14 protein-coding genes are annotated in these 21,057 nt (G+C 71.8%); 5 read left to right on the top strand and 9 right to left on the bottom strand.

Going from position 1 to position 21,057, the window contains the following annotated elements:
• Positions 1 to 247: 247 nt before the first annotated feature.
• Positions 248 to 1,744 carry an Asp-tRNA(Asn)/Glu-tRNA(Gln) amidotransferase subunit GatB gene (gatB, locus tag M1P99_RS16735; RefSeq protein WP_304453549.1) on the bottom strand — a complete coding sequence of 499 codons (1,497 nt, stop codon included), beginning with the start codon at positions 1,742 to 1,744 and terminating at the stop codon, positions 248 to 250.
• A gap of 372 nt (positions 1,745 to 2,116) precedes the next feature.
• Here gatB and M1P99_RS16730 point away from each other — a divergent pair, with 372 nt between their 5' ends.
• The gene (locus tag M1P99_RS16730) at positions 2,117 to 3,307 is read left to right on the top strand and encodes a thioester domain-containing protein (RefSeq protein ID WP_304453548.1); all 1,191 of its coding nucleotides are present in this window, start codon (positions 2,117 to 2,119) and stop codon (positions 3,305 to 3,307) included.
• A gap of 391 nt (positions 3,308 to 3,698) precedes the next feature.
• The gene (locus tag M1P99_RS16725) at positions 3,699 to 4,901 is read left to right on the top strand and encodes a thioester domain-containing protein (RefSeq protein ID WP_304453547.1); all 1,203 of its coding nucleotides are present in this window, start codon (positions 3,699 to 3,701) and stop codon (positions 4,899 to 4,901) included.
• Between the two features lie 197 nt (positions 4,902 to 5,098).
• On the opposite strand, the gene gatA is transcribed toward M1P99_RS16725, so the two are convergent.
• The 7 genes from gatA to mnmA all read right to left on the bottom strand — a co-directional run bounded on the left by gatA (position 5,099) and on the right by mnmA (position 14,822).
• Positions 5,099 to 6,598, bottom strand: a complete 1,500-nt coding sequence (gene gatA / locus M1P99_RS16720; RefSeq protein WP_304453546.1) for an Asp-tRNA(Asn)/Glu-tRNA(Gln) amidotransferase subunit GatA — start codon at positions 6,596 to 6,598, stop codon at positions 5,099 to 5,101.
• Positions 6,599 to 6,898: an Asp-tRNA(Asn)/Glu-tRNA(Gln) amidotransferase subunit GatC gene (gene gatC / locus M1P99_RS16715; RefSeq protein WP_053616098.1), complete on the bottom strand. Its 300-nt coding sequence runs from the start codon at positions 6,896 to 6,898 to the stop codon at positions 6,599 to 6,601.
• A 99-nt stretch (positions 6,899 to 6,997) separates the two neighbouring features.
• Complete coding sequence (locus M1P99_RS16710; RefSeq protein WP_304453545.1) at positions 6,998 to 9,046, bottom strand: bifunctional diguanylate cyclase/phosphodiesterase; 2,049 nt, start codon at positions 9,044 to 9,046, stop codon at positions 6,998 to 7,000.
• 520 nt (positions 9,047 to 9,566) lie between these two features.
• Complete coding sequence (gene ligA / locus M1P99_RS16705) at positions 9,567 to 11,822, bottom strand: NAD-dependent DNA ligase LigA (protein ID WP_304453544.1); 2,256 nt, start codon at positions 11,820 to 11,822, stop codon at positions 9,567 to 9,569.
• A 63-nt stretch (positions 11,823 to 11,885) separates the two neighbouring features.
• Positions 11,886 to 12,971 carry a methionine synthase gene (locus M1P99_RS16700; protein ID WP_304453543.1) on the bottom strand — a complete coding sequence of 362 codons (1,086 nt, stop codon included), beginning with the start codon at positions 12,969 to 12,971 and terminating at the stop codon, positions 11,886 to 11,888.
• Between the two features lie 92 nt (positions 12,972 to 13,063).
• Positions 13,064 to 13,570 (bottom strand): DedA family protein, encoded by a 507-nt coding sequence (locus M1P99_RS16695; protein ID WP_304453542.1) that lies wholly within the window; start codon positions 13,568 to 13,570, stop codon positions 13,064 to 13,066.
• 145 nt (positions 13,571 to 13,715) lie between these two features.
• On the bottom strand, positions 13,716 to 14,822 hold the full coding sequence (gene mnmA / locus M1P99_RS16690) for a tRNA 2-thiouridine(34) synthase MnmA (protein WP_304453541.1): 1,107 nt from the start codon (positions 14,820 to 14,822) through the stop codon (positions 13,716 to 13,718).
• Positions 14,823 to 14,937: 115 nt separating this feature from the next.
• On the opposite strand from mnmA, the gene M1P99_RS16685 reads away from it, so the two are divergent.
• The 3 genes from M1P99_RS16685 (at position 14,938) to M1P99_RS16675 (ending at position 19,007) form a co-directional block, all read left to right on the top strand.
• Entirely contained in the window at positions 14,938 to 16,107 is a 1,170-nt protein-coding gene (locus M1P99_RS16685; RefSeq protein ID WP_304453540.1) for a DUF695 domain-containing protein, read from the top strand.
• Positions 16,108 to 16,312: 205 nt separating this feature from the next.
• Positions 16,313 to 17,269, top strand: coding sequence for a hypothetical protein (locus M1P99_RS16680; RefSeq protein ID WP_304453539.1), 957 nt, complete (start codon positions 16,313 to 16,315; stop codon positions 17,267 to 17,269).
• A 244-nt stretch (positions 17,270 to 17,513) separates the two neighbouring features.
• Entirely contained in the window at positions 17,514 to 19,007 is a 1,494-nt protein-coding gene (locus M1P99_RS16675) for an RICIN domain-containing protein (RefSeq protein WP_304453538.1), read from the top strand.
• 834 nt (positions 19,008 to 19,841) lie between these two features.
• Here M1P99_RS16675 and M1P99_RS16670 read toward each other — a convergent pair.
• On the bottom strand, positions 19,842 to 20,693 hold the full coding sequence (locus tag M1P99_RS16670; protein WP_304455723.1) for an ion transporter: 852 nt from the start codon (positions 20,691 to 20,693) through the stop codon (positions 19,842 to 19,844).
• Positions 20,694 to 21,057: the final 364 nt, after the last annotated feature.

Below are 21,057 nucleotides of genomic sequence, written 5' to 3'. Positions count from 1 at the left end.
ACGGCCGCACGCGCCCCCGTGGTGCCGCCACACTACGCAAGGCAGGTCACACGACGATTGAGGACCGGCCGAGACATGGCGACGGAATGGTCACTCGAGGTAACCGGGGGTGGCTGGGCTCCCGCACGTGTCACGGCCCCCCTCCGGACCGTGACACGCCCACGACACTAGCCCCCGCGGTGTGAGCGCCCGGTCAAGGGGCGATGAGATCCGCCCCACCCCGCGGCACCCGCCCGTCCCGCAGCGGTCAGCTCGCGCCGAGCTTCTCCAGGATCAGTTCACGGGCGCGGCCCGCGTCGGCCTGGCCGCGGGTGGCCTTCATGACCGCTCCCACCAGGGCGCCGGCCGCGGCCACCTTGCCGCCGCGCACCTTGTCGGCGGCGTCGGGGTTGGCCGCGATGGCCTCGTCGACGGCCGCGCCGAGCGCGGAGTCGTCGCTGACGACCTTCAGGCCGCGGGCCTCGACCACGGCGTCGGGCTCGCCCTCACCGGCGAGGACGCCCTCGACCACCTGGCGGGCGAGCTTGTTGGTGAGCGTGCCCTCGGCGACCAGGGCGATGATCCGCGCCACCTGGGCCGGGGTGATGGGCAGGGAGGACAGCTCCACCTCCTGCTCCGTGGCGCGGCGGGAGAGCTCGTTGAGCCACAGCTTGCGCGCCTCGCCGGAGGGCGCCCCCGCGACGACCGTGGCCTCGACCAGGTCGATGGCGTCGGCGTTGACGAGGTCGCGCAGCTCGGTGTCGCTGAGGTCCCACTCGGCACGGACCCGCGCGCGCTTGGCGGCGGGAAGTTCGGGCAGGCCGGCGCGCAGCTCCTCGATCCACTCCTCGGTGGGAGCGACCGGGACGAGGTCGGGGTCCGGGAAGTACCGGTAGTCCTGCGCCTCTTCCTTGCTGCGGCCGGAGATGCTGCGACCGGTGTTCTCCTGGAAGTGGCGGGTCTCCTGGACCACGCGCTGCCCGGCCTCCAGGACACCGGCCTGGCGCTCGATCTCGGAGCGGACCGCGCGCTCCACCGAGCGCAGGGAGTTGACGTTCTTGGTCTCGCTGCGGGTGCCCCACTCGTCGGCGCCGCGCTCGTTGATGGAGACGTTGACGTCGCAGCGCATGGAACCCTCCTCCATGCGCACGTCGGAGATGCCCAGGGAGCGGACGAGGTCGCGCAGCTCGGCGGCGTAGGCGCGCGCCACGAGGGGCGCCAGCTCTCCGGTGCCGGTGATCGGCCTGGTCACGATCTCCAGCAGCGGGATGCCCGCGCGGTTGTAGTCGACGATGGAGTGCGAGGCGCCGTGGATCCGGCCGGTGGACCCTCCCACGTGGGTGGACTTGCCGGTGTCCTCCTCCATGTGGACGCGCTCGATGTCCACCCGGAACTCGCGCGGACCGTCGGGGGTGTCGACGGTGACGTCGAGGTGGCCGTCCACGCAGATCGGCTCGTCGTACTGCGAGATCTGGTAGTTCTTCGGCATGTCCGGATAGAAGTAGTTCTTCCGGGCGAACCGGCCCCAGGGCGCGATGGAGCAGTTGAGCGCCAGGCCCAGCCGGATGGCCCCCTCGACGGCCTTGGCGTTGACGACCGGCAGCGAGCCGGGCAGCGCCAGGCAGACCGGGCACACCTGGGTGTTCGGCTCGGCGCCGAAAGCGGTGGGGCAGGAGCAGAACATCTTGGAGGCGGTGCCCAGCTCGATGTGGGTCTCCAGCCCGAGCACGGGCTCATAGGTCGCCAGCGCCGTCTCGTAGTCCACCGGGGTGGGACCACCGTGAGTGGCAGGGCTTGGAGTTACCGCGTGGGCCATCGCCGCGAACCCGTTTCCGTAGAGGACATACCTTCGGGACCAGCCTACCGAGCGCGCGGGAGTGGCCGACCCGTTCCGCGCGGACCGGCTCCGCGGCCGCGGGCGGTTCCGGGAACCCGCCCGCCGGGGCGGGCGGGCACTCCCCGTGACGCCCGACACCTGGGCCGCCGCTGGGCGATGTCACGGACAGCGCACGATTGGGCCACTGTGGGACGGTTCTACCGTCACCCAGTGTGTCGCGCGGTTATTCTGTGTCTCCACCTTGACCGATCCGCCGGCCGGCCCCGCAACGGCCTGCCGCCCGTCACCCGGGAGCAGAACATGAGGGGCATCCCGCTTCGGTGCGCCGTTCTGCTGGCTTCCGCAGGACTGTTCGGCACCCTGACCGGAGCACCCGCCGCCACCGCGGACGAGTTCTCCCGCGTCGACCGCGATCCCGTCGTCGGCGCCGAACTCGTGCTCGACGACGGACGCTCCGCCTCCACCTCCCTGTTCAGCCTGCGCGTGGGCGCACGTAACTCCGTGCGGGCCTACGCGGCGCTCGTGGACCAGGAGGTCCGACCGCGCACGGCCTACGTGGAGTCGCACTGGTCGGACCGCGAAGGCTGGGCGCAGGTACCCCAGGCCACCGACCCGGCCGACCGCGCGAGCTGGATCGTCGCCAACTCCTACCCCCGCGTGGACCTGACACCTCTGGCGGTGGGCGCGGGCGCGCTGCACGTCGACCAGGCCCAGGCGATCGCCGGGACGCAGGCCGCGCTGTGGCACGTGCTCGACGGCGCCGATCTGGACCGCGACGCCAACGACGCCGCGGTCGTCGCCGTCTACGACCTCCTCGTGGACGGCAGCGCCGAGGCGGTGGACACCGCAGCGGAACCGTCCCTGGACGTCTCTCCCGACGTCTTGGAGGCCGTCGCCCCCGAGGCCCCGCTCGGCCCGCTCACCGTGGGCAGCGCCGGGTCGGGCAGCCTGCGCCTGTCGGTCCACGGGGCTCCCGCGTCGTGGCTGGTCGACGGCGAGGGGCAACGGGTCTCCCGGGCCGGGGACGGCGACAGCCTCTACCTCGACGTCGACCCCTCGGTCCCGGCGGGCGTGGCGACCGTGCACGTGCACGGCAGGGGCCTGCCGCTGCCCGAGGGCCGACTGTTCACCGGCCGGGACGGCGCCAGCACGCAGCCGCTGGTGACCGCGGAGCCGGGCACCATGAACGGCTCCGCCGCGGCGACGCTGACATGGCACCGGAGTACGCCCTCCGAGCCGGAGGAGGAAGAGGCGGCGCGCAGCGAGGAGCCGGTCGCCGAGGAGGGTCCCGCGACGCAGGCCCCCGCGGCCGGGAGCGCCCGGGTGGAGGAGCCCTCACCGCCGGAAAGCCCCTCCGCGAACGATGACCGAATTCCCGACGATGATCTGGCCTCCACCGGGACCTGGTTGTCGGCCCTGTTGATCATCGCGGGAGCACTGGTCGTGTCCGGCCTGCTCATCCTGGTGCTCGGTCGCCGCCGCCGCGATTGACGCCCACCCCATTTCACCTGCGCCGAGACTCTCCCGTTCTCTCCAGGCGGGCAATGCGGTCTGGATTTGCCCTGATATGTCCATGCCCGTTTCGCATCACATTTTCCGACAACCGGGTTGGAAGTGGCCTATGCGGTCGCTAGTATCGGCCCAGCGACCTTCACGACGAGCGCGGCCCGCTCCCGCGTTGGCGAACCACACCGGATGACGTGCCTACCCCACGGGTGCCTCGCATCGACGTCCGACCCAGGACCCGGCCGTGGTGACCGCCCAAGACGGCCCCATCAGGATTCACGCCGCCGTTCGTGATGGCACCGAGGAATCCCTGTCGCCCGTTCTACCTGAACTGGCGTTTTCCACCGGTTACCCCTAGACGACACCGGGACACAACTTGACGAAGATCTCCCTCACCCGTTCCGCCGGTCGCGCGGGCCTCGCCGCCGCCGCTGCCGGTCTGCTGGCGTTCGGCCTCGCCGCGCCCGCCGCAGCCGACCCCGTGCGCGCCCAGTACACGGGCAACGCCGAGACCGGTGCCACGGTCCGCATGGACGGCAGCAACGTCGGCACCAACCTCTTCAACCTCCGGCTGGAGGACGGCACCGTCCTCACCGCGTACTGCATCGACCTCGAGACCGGTATCCGCTCCAGCGCGTGGTACCACGAGAACGAGTGGGCCAACTACCCCGGCCGCGGCGAATTCGCCGAGCCCGCCAAGGTCCACTGGATCCTGCAGAACAGCTACCCGCGCAAGTCCGCCGAGGAGCTCGCCGAGGCGGCCGGGGTCGACAACCGGCACTTCGGTGACGAGGAGGCGCTGGGCGCCACCCAGGCCGCCATCTGGCACTTCAGCAACGGCGCGGACCTGACCGGCAATCGCCCCGACGGTGTCACCGAGGTCTACGACTACCTCGTCGAGAACGCCGAGGAACTGCCGCAGACCGCGGAGCCCGACGCCTCCCTGAGCATCACCCCCGAGTCGGCCTCCGGTGAGGCCGGCGGCGTCGTCGGCGAGTTCGAGATCGCGACCAACGCCACCGAGGTGCCGGTCACCCTGGGCGACGACGTCCCCGAGGGCGTCCAGCTCGTGGACCTCGAGACCGGCGAGCCCGTCTCCACGGTCGATGACGGCGACACCGTCGGCTTCACCGTCCCCGAGGACGCCGAGGACGGTACGGCCTCCTTCAGCCTGTCGACCACCGCCACGGTGCAGACCGGCCGCCTGTTCCTGGGCGAGGACCCCGACAAGGCGACCCAGACCCTCATCACCGCCGAGGGCGGCGAGGCCACGGTGTCCGCCTCCGCCAGCGTCGACTGGACCGCCGCGGTCACCCCGCCCACCGAGGAGCCCAGCGAGGAGCCGTCGGAGGAGCCGTCCGAGGAGCCCTCCGAGGAGCCCAGCGAGCAGCCGTCGGAGGAGCCCTCTGAGGAGCCCTCCGAGCCCGCCGACGACAACAACACGCCCAGCCTGCCGGTGACCGGTGGCGCGCTGGCCGGTCTGGTCGCGGCCGGTGTGGCCGCCCTGGGTGCCGGTGCCGGTGCGATCTACCTGAGCCGCCGCCGCAAGGCCGCCAACACGTCCGACGTGGAGGGCTAACCCCCTTCCGTCCCCGGACCCCCGGTGACGTGTGAGGGCCCGCCCGTGCGAGAGATCGCACGGACGGGCCCTTCGTCGTTCCGGGCACGCCCCGGCCCGCGTGGCCCGGGCGCGCCGGCCCCGGACACACGCGTGCCCGCCGCGTCGGGACGCGGCGGGCACGGGCGCGAGCGCGGCGGACGCTCAGCGGGTCGGGGTCAGCCCTGCACGGCGTAGGGGCTGCGGGCCAGGAGGTCGCCGTCGCGCTCGGCCAGGGTCCGCTCCACGGCCGCCGCCACCCGGTAGGTGCGGTCGTCGGCCAGCGGCGGGGCCATGATCTGGAAGCCGACGGGCAGGCCGTCCTCGGGCGCCAGGCCGCACGGGACCGACAGCGACGCGTTCCCGGCCAGGTTGGACGGGATCGTGCACAGGTCGGCCAGGTACATGGCCATCGGGTCCTCCGACCGCTCACCGATCGGGAACGCGGTGGTGGGCGTGGTCGGCGAGACCAGCACGTCCACGTTCTCGAACGCGGCCTCGAAGTCGCGCTTGATCAGGGTGCGCACCTGCTGGGCGCTGCCGTAGTAGGCGTCGTAGTAGCCGCTCGACAGGGCGTAGGTGCCCAGGATGATGCGGCGCTTGACCTCGGCGCCGAAGCCCTCGGCCCGGGTCAGCGACATGACCTCCTCGGCACTGCGCGTGCCGTCGTCGCCCACCCTCAGCCCGTAGCGCATCGCGTCGAAGCGCGCCAGGTTGGAGGAGCACTCGCTGGGCGCGATCAGGTAGTAGGCCGACAGGGCCGCGTCGAAGCTCGGGCAGGACAGCTCCACGACCTTGGCGCCCAGGGACTCCAGGAGTTCCAGGGTCTCGTGGAAGCGCTGCCGTACGCCCGGCTGGAAGCCGTCGCTGTCCAACTCCTTGACCACGCCGACGCGCAGTCCCTCGACGTCGCCGAGGCGGGCGGCGTCGACGACCGGCGGGACCGGGGCGTCGATGGAGGTGGAGTCGCGGGGGTCGTGGCCGGAGAAGGCCTCGTGGAGCAGGGCGGCGTCGAGCACGTTGCGGGCGAACGGGCCGGGAGTGTCCAGCGAGGAGGCGAACGCGATCATCCCGTAGCGGGACGAGCCGCCGTAGGTGGGCTTGGCGCCGACCAGGCCGCACAGGGCGGCGGGCTGGCGGATGGACCCGCCGGTGTCGGTGCCGGTGGCCAGCGGCGCTTCGAAGGCGGCCACGGCGGCGGAGGAGCCGCCGGAGGAGCCGCCCGGGATGCGGTCGGTGTCCCACGGGTTGCGGGTGGCCTGGTAGGCGGAGTTCTCCGTGGAGGAGCCCATGGCGAACTCGTCCATGTTGGTCTTGCCCATGATGACCAGGCCGGCCTCGCGCAGCCGCGCGGTGACGGTGGCGTCGTAGGGCGGACGCCAGCCCTCCAGGATCCTGGAGGCGGCGGTCGTGGGCATGTCCGTGGTGCTGAACACGTCCTTGTGGGCGACCGGGACACCGGCGAGCGGGCCCAGCTCCTCACCGGACGCGCGGCGGGCGTCGACGGCGCGGGCCTGGGCCAGCGCGACGTCGCGGTCCACGTGCAGGAAGGCGCCGATCCGGCCGTCCACGGACGAGACCCGGTCGAGGTAGGCCGTGGTGGCTTCCTCGGAGGACACCTCGCCCGCGCCGATGGCCGCGCCGAGGTCGGCGGCGGTCAGGCTGATGACGTCGCTCATCTACTCTTCCTCCCCGAGGATCCGCGGAACCCGGAACCGCTGTTCCTCCACCGCCGGGGCACCGGCCAGGGCCTGCTCCGGGGTGAGGCAGGGCCGGGCCTCGTCGGGTCGGTAGACGTTGGTCAGCGGCAGGGCGTGCGAGCTCGGCGGGATGTCGCCCTTGGCGACCTCCTGCACCTTGGCCACGGCGGTGAGGATGTCACCGAGCTGGGCGGCGAGCGTGTCGAGCTCGCTCTCGTCGAGCGCCAGCCGCGACAACCGGGCGAGGTGTGCGACCTCATCGCGGGTGATGGCGGTCATCAGTGGAGAACCGTTTCTTCGACGGACGGGTGTACCGACCCAATCCTATGGCGCCGACGCGGTGGCCGGTGCCGGTCCGCGTCCGCGGGCGCTCCGGGTTCAGGCGGTGGTGTCGGCGACGGTTCCGCCGTCGTGTGCGGCGAGCCACTCCTGGACCTCGTCGGCCGGCAGCGGGCGGGAGAAGTGGTGGCCCTGGGCGGCGTGGCAGCCGGTCTCCCGTGCGGCCTCGGCCAGCGCCGCGGTCTGCACGCCCTCGGCCGTGGCGCGCATGCCCAGTGCCCGGACCAGGGTGATGGCGGCGCGGACGACCGTGTGCCCCTGGTCGGACCCGCCGGTGAGGTGCGCGGTGAAGGACTCGTGGATCTTGACCTCGTCCAGCGGCAGTCCGGCGAGCTGGGCGAGGGTGAAGTGCCCGGTCCCGAAGTCGTCGAGCGCGAGTCCCACACCGAGGTCGCGGAGCCGGTGGATGGCGGCGGTGGCCGCCTCGGTGTCGACGATGAGGGCGTGCTCGCCAATCTCCAGCACGAGCTGGCCCGGCGGCACGTCGTGTTCGCGCAGCGCCTCGGCGACGGTGGCGGGCAGCGCCGGGTCCAGGAGTTCGCGGACGCCGAGGTTGACCGAGACCGGCAGGCGGAAGCCGTCGGCGCGCCACTGGGCGGTACGGGACAGCGTGGCGTCCAGGACCTGGCTGGTGAAGGCGCGGCTGAGGTGGGACTCCTCCACGATCGGCATGAAGTCGCCGGGGGCCAGGAGGCCGCGGGTGGGGTGGCGCCAGCGGGCGAGGGCCTCCAGCCCGATGGGCCGGTCGTCGGAGAGGCGGACCTTGGGCTGGTAGTGCATCTCCAGCGCGCCCTCCGCCAGTCCCCTGCGCAGTTCGCTGAACAGGCTGAGGCGCGCGGTGGAGTTGCGGTCCTTGCCGGGGTCATAGGACTCCACACCGGTGCGCCCGGCCTTGGCGACGTACATGGCGACGTCGGCGCGCTGCATGAGGGGCTCGAACTCGGTGGCGTCGTCGGGGTAGAGCGCGATCCCGATGCTCGCCTCCAGGTCGAGGTCGACGCCGTTGAGGCGCACGGGCTCGCCCAGGGCGCCGCGCAGCCGGGCGGCGACCTCGGCGGCGGCGTCGGTGTCGCGCACCTGGGGCAGCAGGACGGCGAACTCGTCGCCGCCGAGCCGGGCCACGAGGTCGCCGGGGCGGACGCTGTGGACGAGCCGTCCGGCCGCGGTCTCCAGGAGGCGGTCGCCCGTGGCGTGGCCGAGGGTGTCGTTGACCTCCTTGAAGCGGTCGAGGTCGAGCAGGAGCAGACCGACCCGGCCGCCGCGCTGGCGGGCGTGGGAGATCTCCTCCTGGGCGCGCTTCGTCATCAGGGTGCGGTTGGCCAGGCCGGTCAGTTCGTCGTGGTTGGCCTGGTGGTCGCGCCTGACCAGCATCAGGGCGCTGGCGTGCAGTGCGCTGAGGGGGAAGGCGAACAGGGGCACGTAGAGCACCGAGTAGGTCATGGCCACGACCACGAGCGGGGCGAGGCTGACCAGGACGGCGTTGATGTGCAGCTGCTGGCTCAGGTCCTTGAACAGGACCTGCTGGAGGGGGACGCGTTCGTGCATGGCCACGGCGCACATGACCAGGATGCGGTTGACGACGAGGTAGGCGACTCCCGCGAGCGCGACGACGGCGAGCTCACCGCCGGTGGGCAGCACGTCGAGTCGGGCGAGGGTGGGCTGGAGGAGGCGCAGGACGGCGTCGGCGACACCGAGGGAGAGGGTGTACTGCGCGGCGTTGAAGGCGTTGCGGTGGGCGGCGTGTCCGCGGGCGAAACCGGCGACGACGGCGGCCACGGCCTGCAGGAGCGCGGCCGCGGGCAACCCGTAGTAGATGACGATGGCCAGGGTGAACGGCAGGGAGGTGGGCGATCCCCCGTCCATGGACTGGCCGCGCACGGCCACCGGTCTGAGCTCACCGAGGATGATCATGCAGAGCAGGACCCACACGAGGGGTTGGCCGACCAGGCCGGTGATCTGGTCGAGGCCGACGTCGAGGCCGGAGACGACGAGCACGCCCGTGCCGGCGACGACGGCGCTCACCATGTACAGCCAGAGCGGTGTGCCGACCCGTGGACCGATGTCCCTGGTGCTGTGGGGATCCTTCATCCGTTGACCTCGTGAGGGGAACGCGGAGCGGGCGGCGCGCGGGCCGCCGATCCTGCCGGTTCGGGGTGCCCGTGATCCTGCCACCCCTCGTGGCCGAATCCGGGTTCGGATGCCAGGCATCCCGGGTATTGGTGTCCATCTTACGTCGTTTCGTCACCAACTGTCGCTTACCGAGAACTATCAGTTAACCAAGTCGTGTGCTCGTGTGGTGACAAACGAGCCAAAGTCATCGGAATGCACGAACGAAACCCGTGCGCATCCGGGAGAAATCGGCATGGACCGCCGCCGAGTCGAACGAACGCCCCACGCCTCGGGTTCCCCGCACGCCGACGGGCGCGCGGGATCGGCTGCCGTGGAGAACAGCGGACCGCGGGGCCGTCACGGCCCCGCGGTCCGGTGACCGGGTGGTCCGGTCGTAGGAGACCGGGAGGAGCGGCGGGCGCGGCGCCACCGCGTCCCGGGCGCGTGGCGCCGGCACGCCCTCCCCCCTCCGGCCGGCCCCGTCCGTGTCCTGGGCGGGTTACTCGTCCGTCTCGGGCTCGGGGTTGAGACGCCGCGTCAGGGCCGCCTCGGCACCCTCCTCGAGCAGCACCCGGAACCCGGCCTCGTCGAGGATGGGCACGCCCAGCTTCACGGCCTTGTCGTACTTGGAGCCCGGGCTCTCCCCCGCCACCACGAAACCGGTCTTCTTGGACACCGACGAGGTCGCCCGTCCGCCGCGTTCGGCGATCGCCTCCTTGGCGCTGTCGCGGGTGAAGCCCTCCAGGCCGCCGGTCACGACCACGGTCACGTCCGCCAGGAGGTCCGACCCGTACTCGGGTGCCTCGTCCTCCATGCGCACACCGGCCGCCGCCCACTTGCGCACGATCTCGGCGTGCCAGTCCACGGCGAACCACTCGCGGATCGAGGCGGCGATGGTGGGGCCGATGCCGTCCACGGCCGCCAGCTCCTCCTCGTCGGCCTGGCGGATCGCATCCATGGACCGGAAGTGCCGGGCCAGGTCCTCGGCCGCCCGCGGGCCCACGTGCCGGATGGACAGCGCCACCAGCACCCGCCACAGCGGCTTGGACTTGGCCTCCTCCAGCTGCTCGAAGAGCTTCTCGACCGTCTTCTTCGGCTCGCCCTTGAGATTGGCGAAGAACGACACGACCTTGGGTTCACCGGTCTTGGGATCGGTCTTGGGCTCGGTGGTGTCGGGATCGAGCACGTGGGTGCGGATCGGCAGCAGCTGGTCGACGGTGAGGTCGAACAGGTCGCCCTCGTCGCGCAGCGGCGGGTCGGCCGGCTCCAGGGGCTGGGTGAGGGCGGTCGCGGCCACGTAGCCCAGCGCCTCGATGTCCAGGGCCTTGCGCCCGGCGATGAAGGCCACGCGCTCGCGCAGCTGGCCCGGGCACGAACGGGCGTTGGGGCAGCGCAGGTCGACGTCGCCCTCCTTCTGCTGGCCCAGCTCGGTCCCGCACTCGGGGCAGTTCTTCGGCATCACGAACTCGCGCTCGCTGCCGTCGCGGCGCTCCACGACCGGGCCGACGATCTCGGGGATGACGTCGCCCGCCTTGCGCAGGGTCACGATGTCGCCGATGAGCACACCCTTGCGGGCGACCTCCTGGGCGTTGTGCAGGGTGGCGAACTCGACCTCCGAGCCCGCCACGAGCACGGGCTCCATCACGCCGTAGGGGGTGACGCGGCCGGTGCGGCCCACGCCCACCTTGATGTCGACCAGCCGGGTGGTGACCTCCTCCGGCGGGTACTTGTAGGCGATCGCCCAGCGCGGGGCCCGGCTGGTCGAGCCCAGTCGGCGCTGGAGCCCGAAGTCGTCGACCTTGATGACGATGCCGTCGATCTCGTAGGCGGGCTCGTGGCGGTTGGCCCGGTAGTGGTCGACGTAGTCGCGCACCTTCGCCATGGAGTCGACGACCTGGTAGCGGTCGCTCAGGGGCAGTCCCCACTCCCCCAGGAGGGTGTAGGCCTGCGACTGGCTGGTGAGCTTCACCTCCTCAGGAGCGCCCCCGGGGGCGTCGACGCCCCATCCCCCCTCCGCCTCGCCGTACCCGGCGGGGACGTAGGCGCCCACGCCGTGCACGATCATCGACAGCGGCCGGGTGGCGGTGACGCGGGGGTCCTTCTGCCGCAGCGACCCGGCGGCGGCGTTGCGCGGGTTGGCGAAAGGGGTGTGCTCGCCGGTGGCGGTGATGCGCTCGTTGAGCTCGCCGAACTCCTTGACCGGCAGGAAGACCTCGCCGCGCACCTCCAGCAGTTCGGGCGCCGGCCGGACGCTCTCGTCGAGCTGCTCGGGGACCGTATCGATGGTGCGCACGTTGAGGGTGATGTCCTCGCCCACCCGGCCGTCACCACGGGTGGCGGCGCGGACGAGGCGGCCCCGCTCGTAGACCAGGTCGACGGCCAGCCCGTCGATCTTGAGCTCGCACAGGTAGGCGTCGACGGGCACCTCGGCCGAGGCGCGGTCGGCCCAGGCGTTGAGCTCGTCGGTGTCGAAGGCGTTGCCCAGGCTCTCCATCCGGACCAGGTGCTCGACCTCGGCGAAGTCGACGCTGATGGGGGCGCCGACCTTCTGCGTGGGCGAGTCCTGCGTGATCAGCTGCGGGTAGGAGTCCTCGATGCCGCGCAGCTCTGCCATGAGGCCGTCGTACTCGGCGTCGGAGACGATGGGCTTGCCCAGGTAGTACCGGTAGCTGTGGTCGTCCAGCTCCCGGCACAACTCGGTGTGGCGGGCGCGTACCTCGTCGGGGATGTCGGTCGTGCTGTGAAGCGCGCTCACTCGGTCAACGCCTTTCTGCTGCTCTCGTGCTCGCCTGTCGCGGTCGCGGGTCCGCGGGACGCCCTACCGGCGGGGCTCGTCCCGCAGGACCCTGGCTCCGGCGCGAACGGCGTCCAGGGCCGCCCGCGCGTACCCGGGCGTGGCTCCCGCGAGCCCGCACGTCGGCGTGGTGACCACCGCGCGGGAGAGCAGGTCAGGGGTGATTCCCAACCGGTTCCAAAGCTCGCGTACAGGATCGACGGTAGCGGCGGCGTCGGACATTCGGGGGGACCGCAGCGACCCCCGTGCGCTGGTGGCGCCGGACGTTTCGGAGGTGTCCGCGGGCGGGGCGTCGGACGAGGGGACGACGCCGAGCAGCAGGCCGACGCCGGACTCCACGGCGGTACCGATCATCTCGTCGTGGTCCCGGGTGAGCAGCAGAGCGTTGAGGCTCAGGGCCCTGGCGCCGCTGCGGCGGAGCAGGTCGATGGGCGGGCCGGAGGCGCAGGAGTGCGCGGCGGGCACGGCACCGGCCTCCTCCAGAGCGGTGAAGAGCTCCCGCAGGACGGCCTCGACGCGCACGCGGTCCACGGCGCGCACCCGCCCGAAGCCGCTGGCGGTGGGTAGGGAGCCGAGCAGGACCGCGGTCAGGGAGGGCTCGTCGACCTGGACCAGGACGCGCGCGCCGGGGACCCGTCGGCGGACCTCGCCCAGGTGGGCCAGGACGCCCTCGCGGTGCGACTCGGCGAGGTCGCGGCAGGCGCCCGGGTCGGAGACCAGGCGCTGGCCGTTGCGCAGTTCGATCGACGCGGCCAGCGTCCAGGGCCCGGCGACCTGGATCTTGAGGGTGCCGGTGTAGCCGTGGGCGTGCTCGGTGAGCGCGTCGAGGTCGTAGGACATCAGGCTCGTGGCGCGTGCGAGGTCGCGGCCCGGCGTGTCGGCGACCCGCCAGGCGCTGGGCTGGACCTCCACGGGGAAGTCCACGAGGAGCCCGCCGGTGCGGCCGATCATGTCGGCGCCGACACCGCGGTCGGGCAGCTCGGGCAGGTGCAGGAGGTCGGGGAGCTCACCGCTGAGGGTGCGCATGGCTTCGTCGGGGTCTTCTCCCGGCCAGGACCCGACCCCGGTGCAGGAGGCGTCGGGCCAGGGATAGGGGTGCTGTTCGGTCACGATGCCCAAGGTTAGGGCAACGTCGGCCGCACAGCGCGGAAGCCGGGGGCTTTCCGTCGAGGGACCGCCGGGAGTCCGGCGTCAGCGGCCGGTCACACGGGCGCGGAGGAGTCCTCGGGGGCGGTGGGCGTCCGGTCGCGGCGGCGGGAGCGCAGTACCAGGACCGCGACCACGACGGCCGCCAGCAGGGCCACGCCGATGGCGAGCCACGGGGACCCCAGGAAGAGGGTCCACCAGGTGCCGACGAGCCCGGAGATGACCACGCCCCACAGCCCGGCCCAGATCAGACAGCCCACGACCATGGCGGCGAGGTAGCGGGGGAACCGCATGCGCATCGCGCCCGCCGCCAGGTTGACGGCGGTCTGCACGCCGACGGTGCAGAAGCTCAGGGTGACGACGGGGGCGCCGTAGCGGTCGATGCTCCGTCGGGCGCGGTCCAGCCGCGGACCGAGCCGCCGGCCCGTCCGGCTGCGCGTCACCCCGGCTCCCAGGCCGCGGCCGATCCAGTACGTGGCCTGGGCGCGGCACAGGACGATGCCGAGCAGCGCGAAGTAGACGATCCAGAAGGGTTGCCCCTCAAGGAAACCGAACTCGGCCATGGACAGGCCCCCTTCCTCGAGCAGCAACTATGCTATGCCTTACCTAACTTCGGCAAGGGTCAGGGGGCCCGGCCGAAGGAGATCCGCCCCTCACCGGCCGGTTCCTCCTCCGAGCGGCGCCGACCGCACGGCCGCGCGACGGGGCTCAGCCGGTGCTCGCTCCGGTGCGCAGCGCGCCCGAGCGCGCGGTCGCCGAGATCGTCGCCGACCCCAGAACCGTGTCGCCGTCGTAGACCACCACGGCCTGCCCGGTGGCCACACCCGCGGCCGGCTCGGCCAGTCGCACGACCAGCTCGTCGCCGCCGTCGGCCTCGCGCTGCCACACCGTCGCGGGGTACACCTCACCGTGGGCGCGCAGCTGCACGTGGCACTCGGTCGGCTCGGTCAGCGCGCCGGATCCGCTCCACACCGGCCGTACGCCGGTGATCTCGTCCACGGCCAGCGACGCGCGCGGACCCACCGTCACGGTGTTCTGGACCGGCTCGATGGACAGCACGTAGCGCGGATGCGCGGCGCCGCCCAGGCCCAGGCCCTTGCGCTGGCCCACGGTGAACGTGTGCGCCCCGTTGTGGGTGCCCACCACGTTGCCGTCCTCGTCCTGGATGGGGCCGGGCTTCTCGCCGATGCGCCGGTTCAGGAAGCCCGCGGTGTCGCCGTCGGTGATGAAGCAGATGTCGTGGCTGTCGGGCTTGTCGGCCACCGACAGGCCGCGCCGGTCGGCCTCGGCGCGCACCTCCTCCTTCGTGCAGTCGCCGAGCGGGAACACGGCGTGCGCCAGCTGCTCGGCGTCGAGCACGCCCAGGACGTAGGACTGGTCCTTGGCGGCGTCGACGCTGCGTACGAGGCGCCCGTCGATCTTGCGCACGTGGTGCCCGGTGGCCACGGCGTCGAAGCCCAGCGCGATCGCCCGGTCCAGGACCGCCTCGAACTTGATCTTCTCGTTGCACCGCAGGCACGGGTTGGGCGTGTTGCCCGACTCGTACTCGGCGACGAAGTCCTGCACGACCTCCCGGTCGAACTCCTCCGACATGTCCCACACGTAGAACGGGATACCGATGACGTCGGCGGCCCGGCGGGCGTCGTGGGAGTCCTCGACGGTGCAGCAGCCGCGCGCGCCCGTGCGATAGGACTGTGGATTCTTGGAGAGCGCCAGGTGAACGCCGGTGACGTCGTGGCCCGCCTCGGCCACACGGGCCGCGGCGACCGCGGAATCGACTCCGCCGGACATGGCGGCCAGTACACGCAAAGTCATAGTGCACACCAGCGTATGCGCCCGCTCGGTGTCCGGACCACGGATTTCGGGCGGGGTGGGACACTCCCGCCGGGGCACGGCGAGGGTGGTCGCCGGGTTCTGCGAAAATCGGACCATGGCTCTGTTCCGTCGTCGTCGCTCCGCCGACTCCACCTCCGCCGTCACCGCGTTCTGGGACGCCTGGCCGACCGCGCGCGATGCGCTCGCCAACGCCGTCGAGTCAGAGCAGCCGGCTCCGTCCGAGGTGTCCGAGGAGGTGAGCGAGCTGGTCAGGAGGATCCATCCGGACCTGGACTGGGAAGTGGGCCGGGCACCGAGCCGTCCGAGCGGTGGCCTGGACGACCTCGACCTGTCGATGGACGCGGACCCCAGCAAGCTCCTGGAGCAGCTCGCGGCGATGGACGACCCCTCCAAGCTCACCGAGGGCCCGCTCTACGCGATGACCCTGCGCCCGGGCACCTCGGAGGAGGCCCGTGTACAGGCGGAGCGCTGGGCCCGGTCGGCGCCCGAGGACGACCAGTGGACCTTCCTCCCGGTCCGACGCGCCGACCACGAGAAGCTCTCCTCCACCGTCACCTGGGACGACCACGAGCTCGACCTGTCGCACGTCTCGGTGTCGATGCGGGTCAACCAGGCCACCGCCCGGATCGAGGTGGGCGTCTACCACCCCGACAACATGTTCCTGTCGGAGGAGACCCGCCAGGGCGTCGCCGAGCACGTCACCCTGCTGGCCCTGGGCGAGGACGACATGGTGCGGTGGATCGGGAAGGTGGCTCCGCTGGACGAGGCGCCTCTGGACCCGCTGTCGCCCACGGCCATGCCGGCGGTCGTCCGCCAGATGGTCGACCTCCTCGGCGGCCCGGGCGGATGGGCCGGCTTCGAGGGCCGGGTGCCGATCCAGGGCGGGTTGGAGTTCCGGATCAGACACCCCCTGACCCGGCGCGACTACCCGGCATTGTCGCTGTACGTGCACGTGGTCGTCCCCTACACGCACCTGGACGAGGACCGGCTTCCGGCGGAGGAGTCGCTCGCCGCGCTGACGGAGCTGGAGGAGCGGCTGGCCGTTCTGCTCGGGGACAACGGCGCGCTCTTCGCCCGGCAGACCACCGGCGGGCGCCGCCAGTACCACTACTACCTGGACCCGGACTCCGGTGTGCTGCCGGAGTTCGAGGCGGCCCTGATGGACTGGACCGAGGGAGAGGTGAAGCTGCGTACGCACCTCGACCCCCAGTGGTCGCAGTTCAACGCCATCCGCCGCCCGTACCTGCGCAAGCTGGACGGGTAGTTCCCCGCGCCGCGGCACAGGTCGACCGGAACGCACCGATTCATGGGGAAACGCGTCGCTTCGCGACGCGCGGGTGACCGTTCATTGACCTCGCGCCGACACGCGGGAGACGATGCGGACGCGGGCGTCAAGAGCGATCCCCACGTGCCACATCTGGCGCCCAAGCCCCAAACGGCGTAACGTGTCCTCCCCGCCGGGAGGAAATATGCGGTCATTGGACGGCGTGTTGCCACGAGCGCCCACGGGCCGGCCGAGAGTCACCGCGGTCGGTGCGGTACTCGCCCTGTGCCTGGTCGGTGCGCCGGTGATGTCGCTGTTCCCCATCGGGCTGTGGGAGGCGGCCGAGGCCCTGACCATGAGCGGCGCGGGCATGGGAGTCCTGGTGTTCGCCCCGCTGGTGGCGGGCGTCGTGTTGCTCATGACCTGGTTGGGAACCCGCTGGCTGGAGGGCGCGGGGGTCAACCACCCCACCTCCGCGGCGTCGTTGGTGACGGTCACCGCCATGGCCACGCCCGTGTTCGTCGCCTTCCTGGCCCCGGCGGCCACACCGGTCCCGGGCAACACCACCATCGGCATCGCGGTACTGAGCGCCGCCGTCGCGACCCTGGGCATGGGCGCCTGCATGGCCTGGGGCAGCCTGCCCGACCGATTCCAGGCGGGAGTCCTGCCCGCGGTGGTGGTGGTCGCGGCGCTGCTCACCGCGCTGCCCGTCGTCTCCGACGCAGTACTCGCCCGAGCCGCCGACGAGCGCTCACGGGAGCAGATCGAGTCCTTCGACCAGACCATCGCGGTGCTGGACCACCCGAACTGGTCCCCGGACGAGGTCCACGAGGTCGACGGCGCCCTGCGCTTGACCTACCGCGATCCCGAGGGCACTCCCGTGTACGTGCACACCTGGACGGGAGCGCGGGCCAGGGGCTCGGAGGGCATCCGGTCGGGATGCGAGTTCCCGGACGTGCGCTGCCGGAACACCGACGGCGCGGTCGCGGTCTACCGCGGCGGGAGCACCCCCGCCGAGCTGCGCACCCATCTCAACGACGGCGTGGTCGTGTGCCTCACCTCCGACCCCGGCAGCCGGGTCGACCTGGTCTCCACCGCCCGGTCCCTGCGCCCCGAGGCCCCGGGCGAACGCGAGGACCTGGTCGCGGCCGTCACCGGCTGACCACGGTCCGGGAGCTCCCCACCCGAGGAGCAGCCCCGGGGCCGCCCGGCCGTGCGTGTCCTCCCATGCCTGGTGCACGTCCGAGGGCGTCTGGTCGGGACACCGGCACCGGAGGCGGCGCCCGATCACCGTGGCCGAAAGTGGCCGACCGATCACCCATGCGCGCGAGACCCTCTGGAGAGGTGAGTTCCCTTCAGGTAAAGTCACCTCGGCAAGCGCTTTCCCCCCACATCGGAGTCGCTCAATGCCCCCGCTCCCCTCCCCCCTCCGCACACGCGGGCCCTCCCGGCTCCGGCCGTGGATCACCGGCGCCATCGCGGCCGTGGTCGCCATGGCCGGGCTCGTGGTCACCGCACCGGCGGCCTCCGCGGACGAGGTCGACCCGAACACCTGGTTCACGCTGCGCAACGTGCACTCGGGCCTCGTCCTGGACGTGGACTCAGCCTCGACCGAACCCGGCGCCGCGCTCGTCCAGGCGACCCCCACCGGCGCGGCCAACCAGCAGTTCCGGTTCCTGCCCTCCGACGACGGCAGCTACCGGATCCAGGCCCGGCACAGCGACCAGGTGGTCGACGTGGCCCGGGGCAGCACCGAGAACGGCGCCTCCATCGTGACGTGGCCCGACCGGGACAACGGCAACCAGCGCTGGAGCGCCACCGCCGACGGCGACCGCGTCACGCTCGTCAACCAGACCTCCGGCAAGGCGCTGGAGGTCTGGGAGCGGTCGACCGAACCCGGCGCCCGCGTCTCCCAGTTCGCCCCGAACGGCGGCGCCAACCAGCGGTGGGAGCTCGTCCCGGTCACCGACGGCACACCCGGAGACGGCTCGCCGACCGACGCCAACATCCACTATTTCGGCCGCTGGGACACCCGCGAGAGCGGCGCCTACGTGCCCGGCTGGGCCGGGGCGTACCTGGAGACGTCCTTTACCGGCACCTCGGTCGCCGCGAACCAGCGCGGCACCGTCGACCTCTACTACAGCCTCGACGGTGGCCCCTACACCTGGCTGCGCAACGCCAGCGGCACCGTGACCCTCGCCGACGGCCTCGCCCCCGGCGAGCACACGCTGCGGCTCGGCTACCGGGAGGTCGCGGGCTCCTACACGGGGGACGCGGTGTTCCGGGGCCTGACACTCGACCCTGGCGCGGAGACGATCGGCTCGACGCCGCCCGACCGCGTCATCGAGTTCATCGGCGACTCGATCACCGTGGGCCAGCCCAACGCGAACCGGCCCTTCACCTCCTACCCCTGGCTGGTGGGTGAGGACCTCGGCGCCGGGCACACCCAGATCGCCCAGGGCGGCGCGTGCCTGCTGCCGAGCGACTGCTACGGCATGCTCGACTGGTTCCTGCGCACCTCGTCCGCTGACGGCTCCCCCGCCTGGGACTTCCGCTACGACGCGGCCGCCGTCGTGATCAACCTCGGCACCAACGACATCGGGCGGCGCCCCACCTCCGAGCAGTTCCGCGACGGCTACGTCGAGCTGATCGCCCGCGCCCGGGCCGAGTACCCCACCGCGGAGATCTTCGCTCTGCGGACCTTCCGCGGACGCTACGTCGCCGAGACGGAGGAGGCGGTGCGGATCCACAACGACCGCGGTGACGGAGACGTCCGGTTCGTCGACACCACCGGTTGGATCGGCGACGAGCACCTGGTCGACTCGGTCCACCCGAACGAGGCCGGACACCGGGTCATCGCCGACCGCCTGGCGCCGATCATCGGCGCGCAGCTCGGCTGACCCCTCCCCGGGGCCGGTCGCCGATCCCCGATCCCGGCCGACCGGCCCCGGGCCCGATGCCTGTTCCCTCATCACCCGCGAGCCCTGACACCCCCGTCCCAGGATCGGGAGGGGCCACAGGAGCGCGGGGCGTCGACGTCCTCCGCCTCGTGGAGGCCGCCGTCGACGGCCGCCCAGAAGGACCGAGTCGCCGCGCCCCACCAGACCACCGCGCGCGGGTTGTTCGTCTGGCTCGCCACCGCCTGGGCGTGCTCGCGGGCGCACTCGGACCGGAGCCCGCCGAGCCGGGGAAGCGATCGGGCCCGTTCCACCCGGCACGTGGGGTGGACGCATCCGACGCATACCGGACCGATCATCTCTCCCCGCCCGCGCACGAGGGAGGAAAACCGCCCCCGACCTGGGTCGACCTGCGGAAATCCGCCCACCCGGGCGACGAAGTCACTACCCTTGGTCATCAAGATCCTGCCTGAAGTTCTGGGCCGCGAGGCGCTGGCACGGCGAGCGGGATCGGGGCGGCGTCGTGGTTCACCACTGCCCGCCCGACCACCGCCGGTCACCCACGTCCTGTGGCGCGTCAGCCGAATGCGTGCGTTCAGGGCCCACTCCCGGGTGGCGGCGGAGGCGACCAACCGGGCGTCCGCCCGAGCGCGAGGGGCCAGGCACTGGGGGCCAGGCCTGGCCCCCGCTGTTGGGGGCGAGAACCGTCCCCCGTTCGCTGTCCTCGAAGTCGAAGTCCAGGTAGCACCAGACGCCGCCCCTCCGTCTCCCCCGGCACACGACCCCCGGAAGCCCAACCCCTCGGGCCTCCGGGCGCCTCACGTCCTGGCGAAAGGGCTACCCGTTCCCGTTGGCGTTGGGCTGGTGGACCGGCTCGGGGACGGCCGTCCCCTGACCGGTCGGCTCGTCCGCGTCCGGATCTCCCCCGTGATCGCGCACCATGCGGTCCAGCCGCGCCACCTGCTCACTCAGCTCCGTCAGCTTGACCATGACGGCCTCGTGCTGAACGGCCTCCAACTCCTGGTCCTCGACCCACCACCGGGAATCGACCTCCTGCTCCATCGACGTCACGATCACGCCGATCACGAGGTTGAGGATGATGAAGGTCGTCAGAACGATGTAGCCGACGAAGAACATCCACCCCATCGGGTGGTCCTCGGCGACTGCATCGGCGAAGTCCGGCCAATTCTCCGTCGTCATCACCGTGAACAGCGTGTAGAGCGACGTCCCCAGGTCGCCGAAGTACTGCGGCACGTCCTCGCCGAAGAGCTGCTGCCCCAGGATCGCGGCCGTGTAGATGACCACCAGGAGCAGCCCGATGACCGTGCCCATCCCGGGCACCGCACGGAACAGGGCACTGATGATCGTCCGCATCTGCGGGACGGCGGTGATCACCCGCAGCACCCGTAGCACGCGCAGGATCCGCAGGACCGAGAAGGGCCCGGTGGCGGGGATGACGGAGATGACGACCACGAAGAAGTCGAACCAGTTCCACGGGTCCCGGAAGAATCCGCCTCTCCACGCGATCAGCTTCAGGGTCAGCTCGACGACGAAGACGCCGACCACGACCCGCTCCGCCAACACCAAATACGGCTGGGCAGAACCCCCATAAGTTGCCCACCCCAAAATGGCGGCATTGATCAGGATCACCACGAGCATCGTGTTCGAGAACCAACGGCTCTCGACCACATGCGCGACCTGCGAACGCCGCAAGTTTACTTCCCCTTCCGCAAAACACGCTGTATGCCGAAACAGCGGGTCAAAGATATCGAATCGCCGACCCCGACCCCTCCAGTGCGCTCCGGGTGGTCCGGCAGTCGCCCACGCCCCAGAACGACCGGCGCCCGCCCACGGTCCTGGGTCACGAAAGCATCACCCACAGCCCGGATATCGCGTGGAACATCCCACACCCCCGTTTCGGCCGCACCCTGACCCGAGACGGCATCGTCCACAAACACGCTGTGCTCCAGGAACTCCTCCATCACGCCGGGAAACTACGACGAAAGCTTCGACGGCTCGGAGGCGACAGCGGTTCAACCGAGGCCCGGACCCA

It is taken from the genome of Nocardiopsis sp. YSL2 (genome assembly GCF_030555055.1).
Taxonomy (GTDB): domain Bacteria; phylum Actinomycetota; class Actinomycetes; order Streptosporangiales; family Streptosporangiaceae; genus Nocardiopsis.
Note: the sequence above shows the minus strand (reverse complement) of the source record. Positions and strands in the feature narration are given on the sequence as shown.